This is a genomic window from Brevibacterium sp. SIMBA_078 (assembly GCF_046534565.1).
In the GTDB taxonomy this organism is placed as follows: Bacteria; Actinomycetota; Actinomycetes; order Actinomycetales; family Brevibacteriaceae; genus Brevibacterium.
This window is the reverse complement of the sequence record NZ_JAWRYQ010000002.1, coordinates 728,808-747,229: the sequence shown is the minus strand read 5'-3', so window position 1 is coordinate 747,229 and position 18,422 is coordinate 728,808. Positions and strand designations below refer to the sequence as shown.

Below are 18,422 nucleotides of genomic sequence, written 5' to 3'. Positions count from 1 at the left end.
CGGTAGCTAAGCCCATTCGCGCTGATGGTACTGCAACTTGGTGGTTGTGGGAGAGTAAGTGACTGCCGCAATATTTTTTAGTGGGGGAGGCCTCATCTGACCGTTTGGTCGGGTGGGGCCTTTCTTCTGTTCACGGGTGGAATGGTCGGGCCTATTGGTACGCGCTCTATTGCTACCTGGCGGGGGCGCAGCTACCTGGCGCGGGGTTGCTGCACCCCCGTCAGGTAGCAATTGTGAGGAAGGTTCGGAAGGCGTCGGCGCCGGTGACTTGTAGGTCACTGTCCGTGTGGACGTAGTTCTCGGAGTGGAGCACCATGTGATGTTCGGTGAGGACTGTGCCGTTCTGTCCGACTACGCTGCGATTTCCATTGGGAGAGTACCCGAGCTTCTCCGATACCCGCCGGCTGGCGTCATTGCCGTCGAAGTACGCTGTGTCGAATCGAGAGGCACCGAAGTATCTGGTGAAGGTTTCGACGATCATCCTCCGCATCCTGGTGCCGTATCCGCAGCCCTGTTCAGGCAGCGCCAACCACGATCCCGTCGAGACTGTCCCCGTCAGTGGAAACCGATGTCCATTCACACCCTGCACTCCGATCGCGCGGCCATTGATCCTGACCGTGAACTCGATCGTCCACTCATCAACGGAGAAGTTCGCCCGAGTGGACCAGTGATACTGAGCGAGGCTCCGTGCTACCTGCTCATCGGTGCCCGAATCCCAATTGACGAGGAACGCTTCGATTCCGTCACGTCTCACTCCGCCTCGCGCGATCTGTGCGAGTTCAGGAATATCGGCCTCTCTTACGGGCGAGAGCTCCATATCATCTGATCGCAGATGAAGTGCGAACGGCGGCCAGATCTCCGAGATGTCCATGTGCCTTGTGCCCATTCTTTCCTGTTCAGTGGCCCTGGAACTGCGCGGAAGTCTTATATCCCACTTGAAGTGACCGGACAACGCTGTCCATTATCTGGTCGCTTGGATTGTTGTTATGCGGGTCACGGTATGTTTGTGCGCATGAGTCTACATCCGTCACTGCAGCCAATCTTCGACACAGTTCTCCAACGTAACCCTGGAGAGTCGGAGTTTCACCAAGCGGTACAGGAAGTTCTCTATTCCCTGGGCCCTGTCGTGGACAAGCACCCCGAATACCTGGAACTCTCCGCGCTCGAGCGGCTCTGCGAGCCCGAACGCCAGATCATCTTCCGGGTCCCCTGGATCGATGACTCCGGAATCGTGCAGATCAACCGCGCCTTCCGCGTGCAGTTCAACTCGGCACTCGGCCCCTACAAGGGCGGACTGCGATTCCATCCCTCGGTGAACCTCGGCATCGTCAAATTCCTCGGCTTCGAGCAGATCTTCAAGAACGCCATCACCGGCCTGCCCATCGGCGGCGGCAAAGGCGGAGCTGACTTCGACCCGAAGGGCCGCAGCGACCGCGAAGTCATGCGGTTCTGCCAGTCGTTCATGACTGAGCTGTACCGTCACATCGGTGAATACCGCGATGTGCCCGCAGGCGACATCGGCGTCGGTGGTCGAGAGATCGGCTACCTCTTCGGCCAGTACAAGCGCATGACGAACTCCTATGAAGCAGGTGTGCTCACCGGCAAGGGACTGTCCTACGGCGGTTCCATGGTCCGCACCGAAGCCACCGGCTTCGGCGTCGTGTACTTTCTCAAGGACATGCTCGCCGCTGCGAAGAAGAACATCGACGGTCGCACTGTCTCGATCTCCGGATCCGGAAATGTCGCAGTGTTCGCCGCAGAGAAGGTCACGTCCTTCGGCGGCACCGTCATCACGATGTCCGATTCGGCCGGCTTCATCCATGACCCGGACGGAATCGACACCGAACTCGTCAAGCGCATCAAGTTCGAAGAGCGGGGCCGCATTTCCGAGTACGTCGCTCAGCGCGGCGGACGCGCGACCTATCACGAGGGCGGAAACGTCTGGGACGTCGAGGTCGACGTCGCACTGCCATGTGCGACTCAGAACGAACTCGACGGAGACTCGGCCGCGACTCTGGTCAAGAACGGAGTCATCGCTCTCGCCGAAGGCGCGAACATGCCCTGCACGCCGGAAGCCGTGAAGATCTTCTCCGAGGCCGGCGTCCTCTTTGCCCCCGGCAAGGCCGCTAACGCCGGCGGTGTCGCGACCAGTGCGCTCGAAATGCAGCAGAACGCCAGCCGCGACTCGTGGGACTTCGACTTCACCGAGGCGCGCCTGGCCGAGATCATGGGCGATGTCCACGACAGCTGCGCCGCCGCTGCCGACGAATTCGGCCAGCCCGGAGACTACGTCGCCGGTGCCAATATCGCAGGTTTCATCCGCGTCTCCGAGGCGATGCTCGCCCAGGGAGTCGTCTGATCGCCTGATCCGCCGTCGGTCGAAACTGACGACGAGACCTACAAGACAGACCCTGCTCATGATCGACGAGTATCTCCTCGAAGCTCGATGATCCGGAGCAGGGTCTCTGTCATACCTGGCGAGGTGGCGCCGAGACAGACGAGACGGTCAGCGTTGTCCGATGGTTCCGTAGCCTTTTCGCCAACGCAGAAGGGGCCGTCTCGTTCCCGCATCGGCGCCCGCCCCTATGGATACCACCTCGCCGACGACGAGATTGTGGGTCGCGACCTCGAGAACCTCGGTGAGTTCGAGCTCGAACCAGGCGATCGCCTCGGTGAGCACCGGCTGTCCGGCGTGCGGGGCGGGAACAGTATCGATGCCTTTGAGAGAACCGTACAGGGGTTGGCCCGAAGCGCCGAGGCGTTCGGAGATGTCGCGCTGATCGGAGTTGAGCAGCGAGATCGCAAAGTGGGAACTCGTCTCCAGAGTCTCCATCATCCGTGAGCCCGAATAGACGCTGACCGCCATCGTCGGCGGGTCGTACGACACGTCGAGAAACGAATCGACGGTGATCGCATGCAGGGCGCTGCCGCGGGTAGCGGAGACCACGGCGACCGCCGCAGCGATGTCGTCACTGAGCTCGCGGTAGCGTTCTGTGAGGGAATCGTCGTAGGCCTGGTCCATGACTCTCATTCTAGGGAACTACAATGGAGTCATGACCATTCCAGCTTCAGGCGGTTCAGCAACGATCGAGCGCGAGCAGTCCGAGCAGCTAGTCGAGCCCGGCGACCACGAGCGCTTCAGCCACTACGCGCCCAAGGACAAGATCATGGAGTCCATGGTGACCGGGACTCCGCTGATCGCCTTGTGCGGAAAGGTGTGGGTCCCCACGCGCGACCCCGAGCGGTTCCCGATCTGCCCCAAGTGCAAAGAGATCTACGAGACGATGTCCGAAGGACCGCAGGAGTAGATGTCCGCGGATCGTCTCCCAACAGCACCAGGGACCTCCGCGGCAGAACAGCTTCCACCGGCATTCCCCGAGCGCGCAGCGTGGGGAACGGCGGGAAAGCTGCGTGCCTGGCAGGCGGAGGCTCTCGAGCTCTACTTCCAGAAGCAGCCCAAGGACTTCCTCGCGGTCGCGACCCCTGGAGCAGGTAAGACCACCTTCGCTCTGCGGCTGGCGGCCGAACTGTTGGCCAGGCGAGTCGTCAACCGTGTCACCGTCGTCGCTCCCACCGAACACCTCAAGGTGCAGTGGGCCGACTCGGCGGCACGCGTGGGCATCAAGCTCGACCCGCACTTCAAGAACTCCCAGGGCAAACACGCACCCGGCTACCACGGCGTGGCTCTGACCTACGCGCAGGTCGCTGCCAAACCCGTGCTCCACCACAACCGGACGGCCGCCGGTCGCACTCTGGTCATCCTCGACGAGGTCCACCACGGAGGTGACGCCCTGTCGTGGGGCGATGCCGTACGAGAGGCCTTCGGTCCCGCGGTCCGCCGACTGTCCCTGACCGGAACACCGTTCCGTTCGGACACCTCACCGATCCCATTCGTCACCTACGCTCCCGACGAGAACGGCATCCGCACCTCGGTGGCGGACTATTCCTACGGCTACGGACGGGCGCTCAAGGACTCCGTCGTCCGCCCCGTCCTCTTCCTCGCCTACGCCGGCGCCATGACCTGGCGGACCAAGGCCGGCGACGAGATGTCGCACGTGCTGGGCGAGGAGACGACGAAGGACATCAACTCGCAGGCTTGGCGCACGGCCCTCGACCCGAAGGGCGACTGGATCCCGGCGGTCCTCAAAGCCGCCGATATGCGATTGACCGAAGTCCGACGCACCGTCCACGACGCCGGCGGCCTCGTCATCGCCACCGATCAAGAGGCGGCCCGGGCGTACGCCAAACGGCTGCACGCGATCACCGGTGAGAAGCCGACCGTTGTGCTTTCCGACGAGGCGGGAGCCTCGGAACGGATCGAACAGTTCCAGAATTCCACCGACCGGTGGATGGTCGCTGTGCGGATGGTCTCCGAAGGCGTCGACGTTCCCCGACTGTGTGTCGGCGTCTACGCGACCTCGTCATCGACGCCGCTGTTCTTCGCGCAGGCCATCGGGCGTTTCGTGCGTGCCCGCAAACGCGGCGAGACCGCCTCGGTGTTCCTGCCCTCTGTGCCCGTGCTGCTGGCCCTGGCCAACTCGATGGAAGCCGAACGAGACCATGCCCTCGATCGCCCGAAGAACGAGGACGAGAACGATGTCGTCGTCTTCGACGATCAGGCCATGGAGCAGGCGAACCGGAACGAGGGCGCCTCGTCGGACCAGCTCGGCTCCTTCGAAGCACTCGGCGCCGAAGCCCTGTTCGACCGTGTCCTCTACGACGGCGGTGAATTCGGCACCGGCGGAGCCATCGGCTCCGAGGACGAACTCGACTTCATCGGCATCCCCGGCCTGCTCGAACCCGATCAGGTGCGGGAGCTGCTGAGCACTCAGCAGGCCCGGCAGGCGAAGCGCAAAACAGCGGCGGCCCCTCCTGCCCCTGAGACGGAGACGAGCGAACTCGAACACCGAGCGATGAAGGAAGAGCGCAACCAGCTCCAGAGCCTCGTCGGCGCCTGGTCCAGACGCACCGGAACACCGCACCAGAACGTCCACGTCGAACTGCGCAAGGCATGCGGGGGACCGGCCGTCGCCCAAGCCACGCGGGAGCAGATCCAGGCTCGGATCAAGAAGCTGCAGGGTTGGTTCGTCGGCAAGAAGTGAGCACCGGATGTCGGCAGGGGAGACCTGGCGAGCGTGAGAACGACGAAGCCGCCGAGGCAGACAGTGCGTCTGCCTCGGCGGCTTCGTCGATTCGTGGTGGTCCGGCTGCGGGTCAGGCGGAGTAGAACACGGTGGGAATTGCGGGCTCGCCGTCCTGCAGGCGCCTGGCCGAACGCGGCAGCTCCGCCAAGGACTCGTCATGTCGGGCGCAGGCCTTCTTCACTCCTGCCGCACCGATGAACGACTCATCGACCTCACCGTCGACGACGAGATCGACGCTGAGCCGACGTCCTTCGCCGAGATCATCGGGCAGGCTCGGAATGCCGACGGCTTCCTCCACGGCGATCGGACCGTCGATGAGGCGCAGCGCCTCCTTGTGTCCGCCGCGTGAGGGCTTGCCGGAGGAGTTCTTGGCCACCGAGGTCCACTCGCCGGCCTCATCGGCACGAGCCACGAGCTTGTACACCAACCCGGCGGCAGGGGCACCCGAACCGGTGACCACCCGCGTGCCGACACCGTAGGAGTCGACGGGGGAGGCGGCCAATGCGGCGATCGCATACTCGTCGAGATCGCTCGTGACGGTGATCGTCGTGTCGCGGGCACCGAGGCGGTCAAGGCTCTCGCGCACCTCACTGGCCTGTTCGATGAGATCACCGGAATCGATGCGCACTCCGCCGAGGTTCGGCCCGGCCAGTTCGATCGCCGTGGTCAGCGCCTCCTCGACGTCGTAGGTGTCCAGGAGCAGAGTCGTATCGGTGCCCAGCGACTTCAGCTGAGCGGCGAAGGCCTCTCGCTCGGAATCGTGGAGGAGAGTGAATGAGTGGGCCGAAGTGCCGATCGTGCGCAGACCGTACTGCAGGCCGGCCGCCAGGTTCGACGTCGAGGCGAAGCCGCCGATGACCGCGGCCCGAGCCGCCGCCACGGCCGCATGCTCGTTCGTGCGTCGACCGCCCATCTCCGCGCAGGGCCGATCGCCGGCCGCCTGAGCCATGCGGGACGCCGCCGAGGCGACCGCACAGTCATAGTTCATCGCCGACAGGATGAGCGTCTCCAAGATGACGCCCTCGGCGAACGTCGATTCGATCGTCATCAGCGGTGAGCCGGGGAAGTAGATCTCTCCCTCGGCATAGCCGCGGATATTGCCGGAGAACCGATAGTCAGCCAACCAGTCGATGGTGCGCTTGTCGACGATGTTCTCCCTGCTGAGGAACGAGAGTTCGGCATCGTCGAAGCGGAAGTCGCGGATCATCTCGAGGATCCGACCGGTGCCGGCGACGACACCGTAGCGGCGACCTGCGGGAAGACTGCGGCCGAACACCTCGAAGAGGCTCTTGCGGTGAGCGGCACCGGATTCCAGGGCCGCCTGCACCATCGTCAATTCGTACTGATCCGTGAAGAAAGCCGTCGAATCGGTCCGTGTGAGATCACTCATAGGCGCGATCTTACGTCACGACAGCGTCAGTGTTCTGCCGTATGGTGGAAACGTGAGCAACCCAACGACACCAGTCCTGGAGCCGGAGGTCGACGTCCGACCCTCCGAGAACCTGGCCAAGCCCTGGCGGACCGTGGTCTTCAATGACCCGGTCAACCTCATGAGCTATGTCAGCTTCGTGTTCCAGACCTACTTCGGATACTCCGAGGAGAAGGCCCACTCACTCATGCTCGAAGTCCATGAGAACGGGCGCTCCGTCGTTGCCACCGGAGGCCGTGAAGCCATGGAACGAGACACCCAAGCGATGCACGAGTACGGCCTGTGGGCCGCGTGCCAACCCGATTCAGGATCCGACTGACACATGGCCGCTATCGACGCACGAGGGGACGATGTCGTCCTCACCCTGCAAGACAACGAACGCTCGCTCATGCTCACCGTCTTCACCGATCTCGCGGCACTCCTGGCCGAAGACAGTGACGGCGATGACGACCGACCGGACTCGGAGAACTGGGAAGCCCGGCTCGGACTCGTCGACCGTCCCCGTCCGGAGGACCCGGCGCTGCTGCGGCTGCTGCCCGACGTCGATCCCGAGGACGACGAGCGATCAGCAGAGTTCCGCCGCCTCACCGAGTTCGACCTCAAACAGGCCAAAGCACACAATGTGCGCATCGTGCTGCTGGGACTGAGCAAGGGCAATGACATCTCCCTGACACGGGACGAGGTGCTCGCCTGGATGAAGGGCCTCAACGACCTGCGACTCGTCCTCGCCGTCCGCCTCGGGATCGACACCGAGGAGGCGCAGGAGGAGAAGTACGCCCACCGTGAGGACCTCTCCGAATCCGAAGACCTCACCCTGACCCTGTACGACTTCCTGACGTGGATTCAGGACCGACTGACAACGACCTTGCTCGACCAGACGCAAGGGGATGACGAGATATGAGACTCACCGCAATCGGCACCGCAGGCTCCTTCCCGGGACGCGGCGCACTCGCCAGCTGCTACCTCATCGAAACCGATGAGGACACACCCACTCGCATCATCCTCGACCTCGGGTCCGGTGCGCTCAGCCCCCTGCAGGACACGATCGACACCGATCGTCTCTCCGGAATCGTGCTCAGCCACCTCCACCCGGATCACTGCATGGACATGACCGGCCTCTACGTCAAACACTGCTTCGACCCGAAGTTCTTCAACGGCGACATCTCCGACACCGGAACGATTCGCACACGCACCCCGGTGTTCGCTCCGGCCGGCGCGAAGGAACGCCTCTCCCGGGCCTATTACACGGATCCCGGAAAGTCCCCGGTCGCCAACGGGGGAGACGACTCGAACTTCGACCACGCCTTCGAGTTCACCGACATCGACCACGGCAGTCGGCACCAGATCGGTTCCCTGACCATCGAATCCTTCCTCGTCGACCACCCCGTCGAGGCCTACGCCCTGCGGATCACGGATGCGGCCGGCAAGGTCATCACGTATTCGGGCGACAGCGATGAGTGCGACAACCTCGTCGCAGCGGCGAAGGACGCCGACCTGTTCCTCTGCGAAGCCGCCTTTCAGGAAGACCGCGACACGGCGCGCGGCATCCACCTCACCGGCAAGCGCGCCGGACGGGTGGCGCAGAATGCCGAAGCGTCCGCGCTCGTGCTCACCCACATTCCGGTCTGGACCGACTGCTCCATCGTTCGCGGTGAGGCAGCCGGGGAGTACCGTGGACCCATCGAGCTGGCGAAGCCCGGAGCCACCTGGACCGTGTGAACCGGCGACGATCGCCGGCGACCAGCAGACACCCCCACCGAGACGAAAGAGGCAGACAGTGCGAGCAGACGGCCGTGCAGCAGACGAACTCCGTGAAGTCCGGATCACTCCGGACTGGATCAACACCGCCGAAGGATCCGCGCTCGTGGAATTCGGCAACACCCGCGTCCTCTGCGCGGCCTCGCTGACCGAAGGCGTGCCGCGTTGGCTCAAGGGCCAGGGCCGCGGCTGGGTCACCGCCGAATACGCCATGCTCCCGCGAGCCACCGATTCCCGCAGCACCCGCGAGTCGGTCAAGGGCAAACAGGGCGGACGCACTCACGAGATCTCCCGACTCATCGGCCGCAGCCTGCGCGCCGTCATCGACATGGACAAGCTCGGAGAGAACACCCTCGTCCTCGACTGCGACGTCCTCCAGGCCGACGGCGGCACCCGCACCGCCTCTATCACCGGTGCCTATGTGGCGCTGGCGAAAGCCATCGACAAGGGGCGCTCGACCGGGCTGATCCCCGCCGCCCACCAGCCGCTCATCGACTCGGTGGCGGCCGTCAGCGTCGGCATCATCGACGGTCAGCCCCTCCTCGACCTGCCGTACGTCGAGGATTCCCGCGCCGAGACGGACATGAACGTCGTCATGACCGGGTCCGGAAAGTTCATCGAAGTCCAGGGCACCGCCGAGGGAGCACCGTTCGATCGCGACGAACTCGCCAAGCTGCTCGATCTTGCCGGCCACGGGTGCACCGAACTCACCCGCATCCAGTCCGAAGTGCTCGCCGGATGACGACCTTCGTCCTCGCCACTCACAATGAGGGCAAGAAGCGCGAGCTGCTGACCATCCTCGGGCCCGTCCTCGGTGCCGACACCCAGGTGCTCACCGCCGCCGAGGCGGGACTCGGCGATGTCGCCGAAACCGGAGTCACGTTCACCGAGAACGCGCTGATCAAGGCGCGTGCCGCGGCCGCTGCGACAGGGCACACCGCCATCGCCGACGACTCGGGAATCAGCGTCGACGTGCTCGGCGGTGCACCGGGCATCTTCTCCGCTCGCTGGTCCGGCCGGCACGGAGACGATCGTGCGAACCTCGAACTCCTGCTCGCTCAGCTGGGCGACATCGCAGCCGAACACCGCGGAGCGCAGTTCCGCTGCGCGGCGGCCGCTGTGACAGCCGACGGACGTGAGTTCACCGCCGAAGGAGTCATGCCCGGGCGCCTGGCCACCGAACCCAAGGGCGAGAACGGCTTCGGCTATGACCCGATCTTCGTCCCCGAGGGTTCCGAACTCAGCGCCGCCGAGATGAGTGCTGAGGAGAAGAACTCACGCTCCCACCGCCGGTTCGCCTTCGACGCACTGGCCGCGATTCTCGCCGACGAATCGAATCTCTGAACCTCCTCCTCGAAACGCTCAGCATCTGAACACAGCCGCCTCACCAGCTGAGAACTTCGGATACACTGACGATGTTTGAGTGTTGGAGAACGACCCTCTTCGTGGTCGGCGAAATCGAGGAGAACAATGAAGACTCCGCGCATCATGACGTGGGTGGCGGCAGCAGCCGCCACGAGCCTGCTGATCACAGGCTGTTCGGCCGGAGCCTCCGACACCGGAGGCGATGCGCAGAAGAAGGACTCGATGACGATCGCCTTCACCGCCGAACCGGTCAACCTCGACTTCACCTCCACCTCGGGAGTCGCCATTCCCGAAGCGCTGATGGAGAACGTCTACGAATCGCTCGTCCGGCTGGACGGCGAGGGGGAGATCCAGCCCGCACTGGCCAAGGACTGGACACTGTCCGATGACCGCAAGACCTACACCTTCGAACTCCAGGATGGTGTGAAGTTCTCCAACGGTGCGGACTTCACCAGTGAGGACGTCAAGTACTCCTATGAACGAGTGCAGAAGGACTGGAAGAACGCGCTGAAGTCGAAGATGGACATCGTCGAGTCCATCGAGACCCCGGACGACTCCACCGTCACGATCGAACTGAAGAAGCCGTCGAACACCTGGCTGTTCAACCTCACCAGCCTCGTCGGAGCCGTCTTCGACACCGAGGGAACCGACGACCTGGCGAACGAAGCCATCGGCACCGGTCCCTTCGCGATCGAGAAGTTCACACGCGGACAGTCCATCGACTTCGCCGCCCGCGACGACTACTGGGGTGAGAAACCATCCCTGAACTCGGTCCAGTTCAAATACTTCAAGGACGCGGTATCGGCCTCGAACGCCCTGAAGTCCGGAGAGATCGACCTCGTCTCCAACCTCCAGGCACCCGAACTGGCCGGAGAGTTCCAGAGCGATGACTATCAGATCGTCTCCGGCACCACGAACGGCGAAGTCGTGCTGTCGATGAACAACGCCGAAGGCATCTTCAAAGACAAGAAAGCCCGCGAATCCGTGATGCACGCGATCGACCGCAAGGCCGTCCTCGACACAGCCTGGGCAGGATACGGCGAACTCATCGGCTCGATGGTGCCCCCGACCGATCCGTACTACGAAGACCTCACCGGAGAGTGGAAGTACGATCCGAAGAAGGCCAAGCAGCTCGTCGACGAGGCCGGGATCAAGGGGGAGGAATTCGCCTTCACCGTGCCGAACCTGCCGTACGCGAAGGCGATCTCCGAAATCGTCTCCGCACAGCTTGAAGAGGTCGGGCTGAAGGCGAAGATCTCGACTCAGGAGTTCCCGGCCGTGTGGTTGGACAAGACCTTCACCGAGCACGATTACGACATGTCGGTGATCAACCACGCCGAACCGCGCGACATTCTCACCGTGTTCTCGAAGGACTACTACATCGGCTACGACGATTCGACGATCAAGAAGCTGGCGGACAAAGCCGATACCGGCACTGAAGACGAGTACATCTCGGGAATGAAGAAGATCGCGCGGACGATCACCGAGGATGCCGCCTCGGACTTCCTGTTCCTGTTCCCGAATCTCGTCATCGCCAAATCCGATATCGAGGGGATACCCGCCAACCGCGTCTCCGACGCGTTCAAGATCGCCGACCTCAGCTGGGCCTGACCGCGAACGCCGATGCTCACCTACGCGATCAACCGCGCGATCCAGTTCGCGCTGTCCCTCCTCGTCGCCTCGGTGGTGATCTTCGCCCTGATGAGCCTGCTGCCGGGCAATGCGGCACAGGTGGCGCTGGGAACGAACGCCACCCCGGAGGCAGTGGCGATGCTCGAAGCCCAATACGGGCTTGATCGGCCACCTGCCATCCGGTACTTCGACTGGATGGGAGGAATGCTCACCGGAGACTTCGGCACCTCCTACGTCACCGGTGCCGAGATCACTCCCGTCATCGTCGACAGCGTCCAGGTCACGGCGATCCTCGTCATCGCCGCCATCGCCGTGTCCATCCTCATCGCCGTGCCGCTGGGCACCTTCGCCGCCCTCGAGCAGCGCAACTGGATCGGCGTGACGATCTCGGCGATCAGCCAGGTCGGCATCGCGATCCCGAACTTCCTGGCCGCGATCATCCTCGTCATCATCTTCTCGCTGACCCTCGGCTGGTTCCCGTCCCAAGGCTGGATGGCCCCGATCGAAGGCCTCGGAGGCTTCCTTCTCCGCCTCGTCCTGCCGGTCGTGTCGTTGGCACTCGTGCAGGCGGCGATCCTCACCCGCTACGTTCGGTCGGCCGTGCTCGATGTGATGCGGGAGGACTATATCCGCACCGCCCGCGCCAAGGGACTGACCAAGACGAAGGCACTGTTCGCACACGGCCTGCGCAATGCGGCGATCCCCGTCATCACCGTCGCGGGAGTCCAACTGGCCACCCTGCTGGTCGGGGCCGTGATCATCGAACAGATCTTCGTACTGCCCGGAATCGGCTCCGAACTCGTCCGCGCCGTCGCCAACCGCGACCTCGTGGCGGTGCAGGGAATCGTCATGGTCCTCGTCCTGCTCGTGCTCATCATCAACCTCATCGTCGACATCCTCGTGCCCGTCGTCGACCCCCGAATCAGGAACGCAGCATGAATCTGTCCCCGACCGGTGCCCAGAGCCCCAGCGGCCACGTCGATCCCGTCGCTCACGACGCGACCGACCCGACCGCCTCGGCGAAGATCGGGCCGGCCCGGTCCCGCAGGAGCGGACGGCGGGCGAACGCATCGATGGTCATCGGTGCAGGCCTCGTCGTGCTCATCGTCGGACTCGCCCTCATCTCCTTCGTGTGGACCCCGTACGACCCGACCACGATCGACCCCGCCGCCCGATTGCAGAGCGGCAGCCTCACCCACCCGTTCGGCACCGACACCTTCGGACGGGACACGCTGACCTGGGTGATGGTCGGGGCACGGATCACGTTGCTCGTCGGGGTCGTCGCAGTCGGCATCGCCCTGCTCATCGGCACCCCGATCGGAATCATCTCCGCCTTCTTCGCGAAGCAGCCGTGGGGAATGTGGATCGACGCGGTGATCATGCGGGCCAACGACATCCTGTTGGCCTTCCCCGCCCTGCTGCTGGCGATCATCTTCGCCGCCGTCTATTCACCGGGGACGGGCCCGGCCATGGTCGCCGTCGGCATCGCCGCGATCCCCGGGTTCGCGCGCGTCGCACGCTCCGGGACGCTGCAGGTGCTGGGCTCCGAATACGTGCGCGCCGCGCGAGCCTCGAACCGTCGGATCCCGGCCATCGCCGTCGTCCACGTGCTGCCGAACATCGCCGGAATGGTCATCGTCCAGGCGTCCGTGGCGTTCGCGATCTCCGTCCTCGCCGAGGCGGGGCTGTCCTTCCTCGGACTCGGCACCCAGGCCCCGACTCCGTCGTGGGGCCGGATGCTGCAGGAGTCCCAGCAGTACCTGTCCACCCACCCCGAACTCGCGCTGTGGCCGGGAGTGTTCATTGCACTCGCCGTGCTCGGGTTCAACCTCTTGGGCGATGGACTGCGCGACCGGTTCGACCCGAAGATGGAGGCCCGAGGTGCCTGAGAACCTGCTCGAGGTCCGTGACCTCACCATCACCCCTGCCGGAGCGGACGCTCCGGTGCTCCACGATGTCAGCCTCAGCCTGGCGCAGGGGGAGCGAGTCGGGCTCATCGGCGAATCCGGGTCGGGGAAATCGCTGACCGCCCAATCCGTGATGGGCCTGCTGCCCGAAGAGCTGAACGCCCGTGGCCAGGTGCATCTGCACGGGCATTCCGGGAACCTCCTTGAGTCGAACGAGAAGACCCTGGCCGGGCTGCGCTCGGACATCGTGTCCATGGTCTTCCAGGAACCCATGAGCGCCCTCAACCCGCTCATGCGCATCGGCGATCAGATCGCCGAAGTGCTGCGCATCCACGGCAAGGCGCCGAGAGGGCAGATTCCGACACGTGTGCGCGAACTGCTCCGCGACGTCCACATGCCCGACCCCGACAGCGCCCGGTTCGCCTACCCGCACCAGCTCTCGGGCGGGCAGCGGCAGCGCGTCATGCTCGCGATCGCTCTGGCCAATTCGCCGAGGCTGCTCATCTGTGACGAGCCCACCACCGCCCTCGACGTCACCGTGCAGAAGCATATGCTCGACCTCATCGCCGAAAGGGTCTCGGCAGTGGAGGCTGGGCTGCTGTTCATCACTCACGATCTTGCGGTCGTGGCCGGAGTCTGCGATCGGGTCATCGTCATGTACCGCGGCCGCATCGTCGAGTCCGGCAGCGTCGACGAGATCTTCACCGCACCCAAGCACGAGTACACGCGAGGGCTCCTGGCATCCTCGGATCTCGAAGCCACCGACGACCGCGGCCGACTCTTCACGCTCAAGACCGCGCTCGCCTACTCGGGGCCGCAGATCGGCGAAGCAGAGGCTTCGGCCGACGTGGGGGAGTCGGGGGATGACGGCGTCGGGGCCGCCTCGGCGAAGGATGACCACCGTACCGCCTCAGCGGGGGACGGCGTCGGGGCCGCCTCGGTGAGGGAATCGGCACCGCTCATCGAGGTCTCGGACGTCACCCGGGTCTTCCGCGGACGCGGACTCTTCGGCCGCAGACGATCGGACGTCACAGCCCTGGGCGGGATCGACTTCAGCGTCGCGGCCGGAGCGCGGCTGGGCATCGTGGGGGAGTCGGGATCGGGGAAGTCGACGCTGCTGAGCATCCTCTCCGGCCTCGACCGACCGACCACCGGGCATGTGCGCGTCGGTGACATCCGGGTCGAAGCTGCGAGCTCACAGGCTCTGCGCCGCCTGCGCGAGAACCTGCAGATCGTGTTCCAGGATCCGTTCGCCTCGCTCGACCCGCGGATGCGCATCGCCGACATCGTCGCCGAACCGCTCATCGCCGCCGGAGTCGACAAGGACGAACGCGCAGCACGGGTCGAGGAGATGATCGCAGCCGTCGACCTCGACAAGGACTCCCTGCGCCGGTACCCGCATCAGTTCTCCGGCGGGCAGCGACAGCGCATCTCGATCGCCCGGGCCCTCGTGACCAGGCCGCAGATCCTCGTCGCCGACGAACCGGTCTCCGCCCTCGACGTCTCGGTGCGTGCGCAGGTCCTCAACCTGCTCACCGACCTCGTCGACGAGTACGCGCTGACTCTTCTCTTCGTCTCCCACGACCTCGGCGTCGTCAAACACCTGTGCTCCGAGGTCATCGTCATGAGAGCCGGACAGATCGTCGAATCGGGTGCGACGGAGGACATCTACGCGAACCCGCAGGAGGAGTACACGCGGCGACTCATCGCCGCCACCCCGAGCCTGGCCGAAGCGCTCGCAGCCGGATAGACCGGCTCGCGGTCGGGACGCGACGAACCACCGAGAGAAAGGGCAGCATATGACCACATCGCTTGCCGACCGCAGTGCGGCCGAAATGGCAGCCGGATTCGCCGGCGGGGACTTCGACCCGATCGAGGTGCACTCCGCGGTCGTCGACCGCATGGATGCATGCGAACCGACCATCAACGCCCTGTTCCACCGCGACGACGAACGCTCCCGAGACGCAGCCGCCGCCAGTGCGGCACGCTGGCGAGAGGGACGCCCGCTGAGCGGCCTCGACGGGGTGCCCGTGACGATCAAGGAGAACATCGCCCGCCGCGGAGTCCCGCTGCCCAGCGGCCACGCCTGGGTTGAGATGCCGGTGGCAGGCCACGATGCCCCGATCACCGAGCGTCTCGAAGAAGCCGGAGCCGTCATCCTCGGGTCGACGACGATGCCCGACTGGGGAATGCTCTCCTCGGGAGTGTCCTCTCTGCATGGAATCACCCGGTCGCCGCTGGACCCGAGCCTGACGACCGGAGGGTCGAGCGCCGGAGCCGGAGCCGCGGCAGCCGCCGGATACGGGCCCATCCACATCGGCTCCGACATCGGCGGATCCATCCGCCTGCCGTGCACGTGGCTCGGCCTGGCCGGGCTCAAGCCCAGCTTCGGCCGCGTGCCGCTCGACGCCCCCTACCTGGGCAGATGCGCGGGACCGCTGGCACGGACGATGGCCGACGTCAAAGCCGCCATGGACATCATCTCCGCCCCGGACGATCGCGACTATTCGCGGCTGCCGCGCTTCGCCGCCGATGATGCGCAGTCTCTGCCGGGCAGCGACTCGGCCGAAGCCTTCGACCCACGGGGACTGCGCATCGGCGTGCAGCTCGACGCCGGGTGCGGGGTCGCCGCAGAGGCGCAGGTGCGCTCGGCCGTCACCGAGGCTGCCGAGCGCTTCTCTGCGGCCGGAGCCGAAATCGTCACGCTCGATCCTTTTATTGACGATGATCTGCTCCGCGACATGGATCTGTTCTGGCGGGTCCGGTCGTGGGCCGACCTCAAAGCGCTGCCCGTCGACGAACAGGCGCTCATCCTTCCCTATATCCAGCAGTGGGCACAGGACGGAGCCGATACCAGCGGAGTCGACCTGATGCGCTGCTATCACAGCGTTCAGGAGATCCGGCGGCGGACGACCGACGCCACTGCCGAGTTCGACCTGGTCATCTCGCCGACAGCTCCGGATGCGGCGTTTCCGGCCGAGCAGCCGATGCCGTACCCGCAGGTGCACGAACCGATGGGGCATATCGGTTTCACCATGCCGTTCAACATGTCAGAACAGCCGGCGGCGACGGTGCTGGCCGGATTCATGGACAATGGTCGGACCATCGGTGTGCAGATCGCCGGGCGTCGGTTCGCCGACGAACTCGTCATGGCCGCCGGTGCCTGGTTCGAAGCCGCGGCCGACCTCGAGCTGCCGACTCGGTCGGTCGGGGTCTGAGAGAACGACGACAGCGGGCCTGTGACGACCGGGAATCGGTCGTCACAGGCCCGCTGTGACTAGAACGCCGCCTCGGCGACGGTGGTGTCTCACCTCGGGGAGGTGGGGTGGACCGTGTCGGCGGTGGACCCTGGGATCAGAAGTCGAAGAATTCGACCGAGAGCTTGTCTCCGTCGATCTTCACGCTTCCGGACACCGACAGGGAGTTGCCGTTGGAGAAGTACGAGGAGCCGGCCCTCTTGCCGTCGACGGAGAAGTTGAACTTGCCGGGCTTCTCGGTGAAGAATGAGCCGGTGTTCGTGTCTCCGGCACCGAAGCTGGCCTTCACCTTCGGCATCTCCTTCATGTCCCACTTGGCGGTGTCCTTCTTCGCCAGATCATCGAGCTTCTTGTCCGAACCGCCGACGGGGATCTCGGTCGGGTCGTACTTGATGAAGTCGCACTTCGGCTCGATGCTCTTGTTGTCGAAGCACTTCTTGAGCTCCTTCTCGACCTGTTTCTGGACTTCCTTGTCGAAGGCGCCGGTCGGGGACAGATCGAGGTTGAGGGTGGTGGGCGACACCTGGCCCTTGTTCGGCTGTCCGCCGGGGGCGAAGGCCTTCGGGAAGTTCACCTTGGCCGTATCGGAAGCCTCGGAGATCCACTTGCTCTTCGGAATCGTGAAGTCGTAGCTGCCGGGGTAGACAGCGAACGACGTGGTGCCCGACTTCGCCTTGTAATCCTTGCCGTTGACTGCGAGACCGTCGGCAGCGGGAATATCGAGTGAGATGACGTTGAGGTCGGGGCCCTTCATCGTCCACTTGTCGAAGAACAGGTCCTGTTTGCCGTCCTTCGTCGCGGCGAGCTCCACATTGTAGGGGCTGCCGTCGAGCTCGTAGGACACGACGACGGTGCCCTTGTCCCCGTCGGTCTTCGAGGATTCGACCTTGGCCTTCTCGATCTTCGCCGATGAAGAATCGGTGAATTCCTTCTGCAACAGATCGAGGTTGGTGCCCTCAGGCCGTGTCGAAGGGGCGATCTTCTCCGCGGCCGCGAAATCACCCTTGTTCAGGGCTTCGACGTAGTCCTCGGCGACCTTGTCGGGTCCGTACTTGTTCTTGTTCACGCTGCCGACGACGAAGAACCCGACGAGGACGAGGACGATGACCAGTGCGACCGCGCCGAGGGTGATGAAGAGCGGAAGCTTGCTCTTCTTCTTATCGGGGCGATTCTCGGCACGCGTCGCGGTGCTCTGACCGCCGGCGAAACCCGGAGCCGGTGCCGGCTGCGGAATCGCCTGCGACGGACCGGATCCGGTCTGTTGGGCGTTCGGACCCGACCCCGTCTGGTACTGCCCGGACTGGTTCTGGGCGGAGTTGTACTGGCCCGGCTGGTTCTGAGCGCCGGGGTACGGGGGCTGATTCGACGCCCCGGGGTATGCCGCATTCGAATACTGGCCGCCTGGCTGCTGGCCGCCCTGCGGCTGAACGCCTTGCGGTTGAGCCCCGGGGTAGCCGCCGTTCGGCTGCTGCGGGCTCTGGTACTGGTTGTTCAGATACTGTCCGTTCTGAGGCTGGTCACTCGGAGACGGGGCACCGGGATAGTGGCCCGACTGTGGGCCGCCCTGACCATTCGCTCCGCCCTGCTGGCCGGAGTTGAAGGACTGAGCGTTCTGGGCGCCGGGGCCCGAATACTGAGGCGGTTCGTTCTGCTGAGAAGCAGCCGGAGCGACCGTCGGTCGCGACGGCGCATCGCTGTCCGGAGCTCCCAAAGGCGGTGCCTGGTCATCGGGTACCGAGGAACCGCTGCCGGACTGAGCCGGCCCGTCGGCTGCGGTGGGGGCGTCATCGGAGACCGAGTTCGGAAGGCCCTCATCCGTCGGCGGCTCCGACTCAGGCTTCGGTCCGCCGTTCTCCGGAGGCTCGCTCGGTGGTGGCGGGAAATTGGGGTGATCGTTCCCGTTGCTCATCGTGGGGTCATCCTTTGCGTG

Annotated in this window: 17 protein-coding genes; 13 read left to right on the top strand and 4 right to left on the bottom strand. The window is 64.7% G+C overall.

The features are described from left to right. Positions 1-220: 220 nt before the first annotated feature. Positions 221-886 carry a GNAT family N-acetyltransferase gene (locus tag SB749_RS11755; RefSeq protein ID WP_410710492.1) on the bottom strand — a complete coding sequence of 222 codons (666 nt, stop codon included), beginning with the start codon at positions 884-886 and terminating at the stop codon, positions 221-223. Positions 887-1,012: 126 nt separating this feature from the next. Here SB749_RS11755 and gdhA point away from each other — a divergent pair, with 126 nt between their 5' ends. Then, a complete protein-coding gene (gene gdhA / locus SB749_RS11750) occupies positions 1,013-2,359 on the top strand; it encodes an NADP-specific glutamate dehydrogenase (RefSeq protein WP_410710491.1) in 1,347 nt (448 codons plus the stop codon). 147 nt (positions 2,360-2,506) lie between these two features. Here the strand turns inward: gdhA and SB749_RS11745 are convergent, their stop codons facing one another. Further along, positions 2,507-3,022, bottom strand: coding sequence for a flavin reductase family protein (locus SB749_RS11745; RefSeq protein ID WP_410710490.1), 516 nt, complete (start codon positions 3,020-3,022; stop codon positions 2,507-2,509). 31 nt (positions 3,023-3,053) lie between these two features. On the opposite strand from SB749_RS11745, the gene SB749_RS11740 reads away from it, so the two are divergent. Further along, positions 3,054-3,308, top strand: a complete 255-nt coding sequence (locus tag SB749_RS11740) for a DUF3039 domain-containing protein (RefSeq protein WP_035320920.1) — start codon at positions 3,054-3,056, stop codon at positions 3,306-3,308. Further along, positions 3,309-5,102, top strand: a complete 1,794-nt coding sequence (locus tag SB749_RS11735; protein ID WP_410710489.1) for a DEAD/DEAH box helicase — start codon at positions 3,309-3,311, stop codon at positions 5,100-5,102. A gap of 112 nt (positions 5,103-5,214) precedes the next feature. On the opposite strand, the gene SB749_RS11730 is transcribed toward SB749_RS11735, so the two are convergent. Then, positions 5,215-6,534: a nicotinate phosphoribosyltransferase gene (locus SB749_RS11730; protein ID WP_410710488.1), complete on the bottom strand. Its 1,320-nt coding sequence runs from the start codon at positions 6,532-6,534 to the stop codon at positions 5,215-5,217. A gap of 52 nt (positions 6,535-6,586) precedes the next feature. Between SB749_RS11730 and clpS the strand changes: the two genes are divergently transcribed. From clpS to SB749_RS11680, 10 genes are all read left to right on the top strand, one after another. Then, positions 6,587-6,892, top strand: coding sequence for an ATP-dependent Clp protease adapter ClpS (gene clpS, locus SB749_RS11725; protein WP_101545203.1), 306 nt, complete (start codon positions 6,587-6,589; stop codon positions 6,890-6,892). Positions 6,893-6,895: 3 nt separating this feature from the next. After that, a complete protein-coding gene (locus SB749_RS11720; RefSeq protein ID WP_173157875.1) occupies positions 6,896-7,474 on the top strand; it encodes a DUF2017 family protein in 579 nt (192 codons plus the stop codon). Then, positions 7,471-8,292, top strand: a complete 822-nt coding sequence (locus SB749_RS11715) for an MBL fold metallo-hydrolase (protein ID WP_410710487.1) — start codon at positions 7,471-7,473, stop codon at positions 8,290-8,292. Before SB749_RS11720 ends, SB749_RS11715 begins: the two co-directional genes overlap by 4 nt. Positions 8,293-8,350: 58 nt before the next feature. Then, the gene (gene rph / locus SB749_RS11710; protein WP_410710486.1) at positions 8,351-9,073 is read left to right on the top strand and encodes a ribonuclease PH; all 723 of its coding nucleotides are present in this window, start codon (positions 8,351-8,353) and stop codon (positions 9,071-9,073) included. Further along, positions 9,070-9,675, top strand: coding sequence for an RdgB/HAM1 family non-canonical purine NTP pyrophosphatase (rdgB, locus tag SB749_RS11705; RefSeq protein WP_410710485.1), 606 nt, complete (start codon positions 9,070-9,072; stop codon positions 9,673-9,675). The genes rph and rdgB overlap by 4 nt, the downstream gene beginning before the upstream one ends. A gap of 126 nt (positions 9,676-9,801) precedes the next feature. After that, complete coding sequence (locus SB749_RS11700; protein WP_410710484.1) at positions 9,802-11,307, top strand: ABC transporter substrate-binding protein; 1,506 nt, start codon at positions 9,802-9,804, stop codon at positions 11,305-11,307. A 12-nt stretch (positions 11,308-11,319) separates the two neighbouring features. Then, the gene (locus tag SB749_RS11695; RefSeq protein ID WP_410710483.1) at positions 11,320-12,267 is read left to right on the top strand and encodes an ABC transporter permease; all 948 of its coding nucleotides are present in this window, start codon (positions 11,320-11,322) and stop codon (positions 12,265-12,267) included. Positions 12,268-12,401: 134 nt separating this feature from the next. Continuing rightward, positions 12,402-13,217 (top strand): ABC transporter permease, encoded by an 816-nt coding sequence (locus SB749_RS11690; RefSeq protein WP_410710507.1) that lies wholly within the window; start codon positions 12,402-12,404, stop codon positions 13,215-13,217. Then, positions 13,168-14,985, top strand: a complete 1,818-nt coding sequence (locus SB749_RS11685; RefSeq protein WP_410710482.1) for a dipeptide ABC transporter ATP-binding protein — start codon at positions 13,168-13,170, stop codon at positions 14,983-14,985. Before SB749_RS11690 ends, SB749_RS11685 begins: the two co-directional genes overlap by 50 nt. Positions 14,986-15,034: 49 nt before the next feature. Next, positions 15,035-16,453 (top strand): amidase, encoded by a 1,419-nt coding sequence (locus SB749_RS11680; protein ID WP_410710481.1) that lies wholly within the window; start codon positions 15,035-15,037, stop codon positions 16,451-16,453. Between the two features lie 136 nt (positions 16,454-16,589). Here SB749_RS11680 and SB749_RS11675 read toward each other — a convergent pair whose 3' ends face one another. Further along, positions 16,590-18,401 (bottom strand): hypothetical protein, encoded by a 1,812-nt coding sequence (locus SB749_RS11675; protein ID WP_410710480.1) that lies wholly within the window; start codon positions 18,399-18,401, stop codon positions 16,590-16,592. Positions 18,402-18,422: the final 21 nt, after the last annotated feature.

What these genes read in the sequence shown, in the direction of transcription:
- SB749_RS11755 (WP_410710492.1), bottom strand. Translation starts at nt 886, where the DNA reads ATGGGCACAAGGCACATGGACATCTCGGAGATCTGGCCGCCGTTCGCA.
- gdhA (WP_410710491.1), top strand. Translation starts at nt 1,013, where the DNA reads ATGAGTCTACATCCGTCACTGCAGCCAATCTTCGACACAGTTCTCCAA.
- SB749_RS11745 (WP_410710490.1), bottom strand. Translation starts at nt 3,022, where the DNA reads ATGGACCAGGCCTACGACGATTCCCTCACAGAACGCTACCGCGAGCTC.
- SB749_RS11740 (WP_035320920.1), top strand. Translation starts at nt 3,054, where the DNA reads ATGACCATTCCAGCTTCAGGCGGTTCAGCAACGATCGAGCGCGAGCAG.
- SB749_RS11735 (WP_410710489.1), top strand. Translation starts at nt 3,309, where the DNA reads ATGTCCGCGGATCGTCTCCCAACAGCACCAGGGACCTCCGCGGCAGAA.
- SB749_RS11730 (WP_410710488.1), bottom strand. Translation starts at nt 6,534, where the DNA reads ATGAGTGATCTCACACGGACCGATTCGACGGCTTTCTTCACGGATCAG.
- SB749_RS11720 (WP_173157875.1), top strand. Translation starts at nt 6,896, where the DNA reads ATGGCCGCTATCGACGCACGAGGGGACGATGTCGTCCTCACCCTGCAA.
- SB749_RS11715 (WP_410710487.1), top strand. Translation starts at nt 7,471, where the DNA reads ATGAGACTCACCGCAATCGGCACCGCAGGCTCCTTCCCGGGACGCGGC.
- rdgB (WP_410710485.1), top strand. Translation starts at nt 9,070, where the DNA reads ATGACGACCTTCGTCCTCGCCACTCACAATGAGGGCAAGAAGCGCGAG.
- SB749_RS11700 (WP_410710484.1), top strand. Translation starts at nt 9,802, where the DNA reads ATGAAGACTCCGCGCATCATGACGTGGGTGGCGGCAGCAGCCGCCACG.
- SB749_RS11695 (WP_410710483.1), top strand. Translation starts at nt 11,320, where the DNA reads ATGCTCACCTACGCGATCAACCGCGCGATCCAGTTCGCGCTGTCCCTC.
- SB749_RS11690 (WP_410710507.1), top strand. Translation starts at nt 12,402, where the DNA reads ATGGTCATCGGTGCAGGCCTCGTCGTGCTCATCGTCGGACTCGCCCTC.
- SB749_RS11685 (WP_410710482.1), top strand. Translation starts at nt 13,168, where the DNA reads ATGGACTGCGCGACCGGTTCGACCCGAAGATGGAGGCCCGAGGTGCCT.
- SB749_RS11680 (WP_410710481.1), top strand. Translation starts at nt 15,035, where the DNA reads ATGACCACATCGCTTGCCGACCGCAGTGCGGCCGAAATGGCAGCCGGA.
- SB749_RS11675 (WP_410710480.1), bottom strand. Translation starts at nt 18,401, where the DNA reads ATGAGCAACGGGAACGATCACCCCAATTTCCCGCCACCACCGAGCGAG.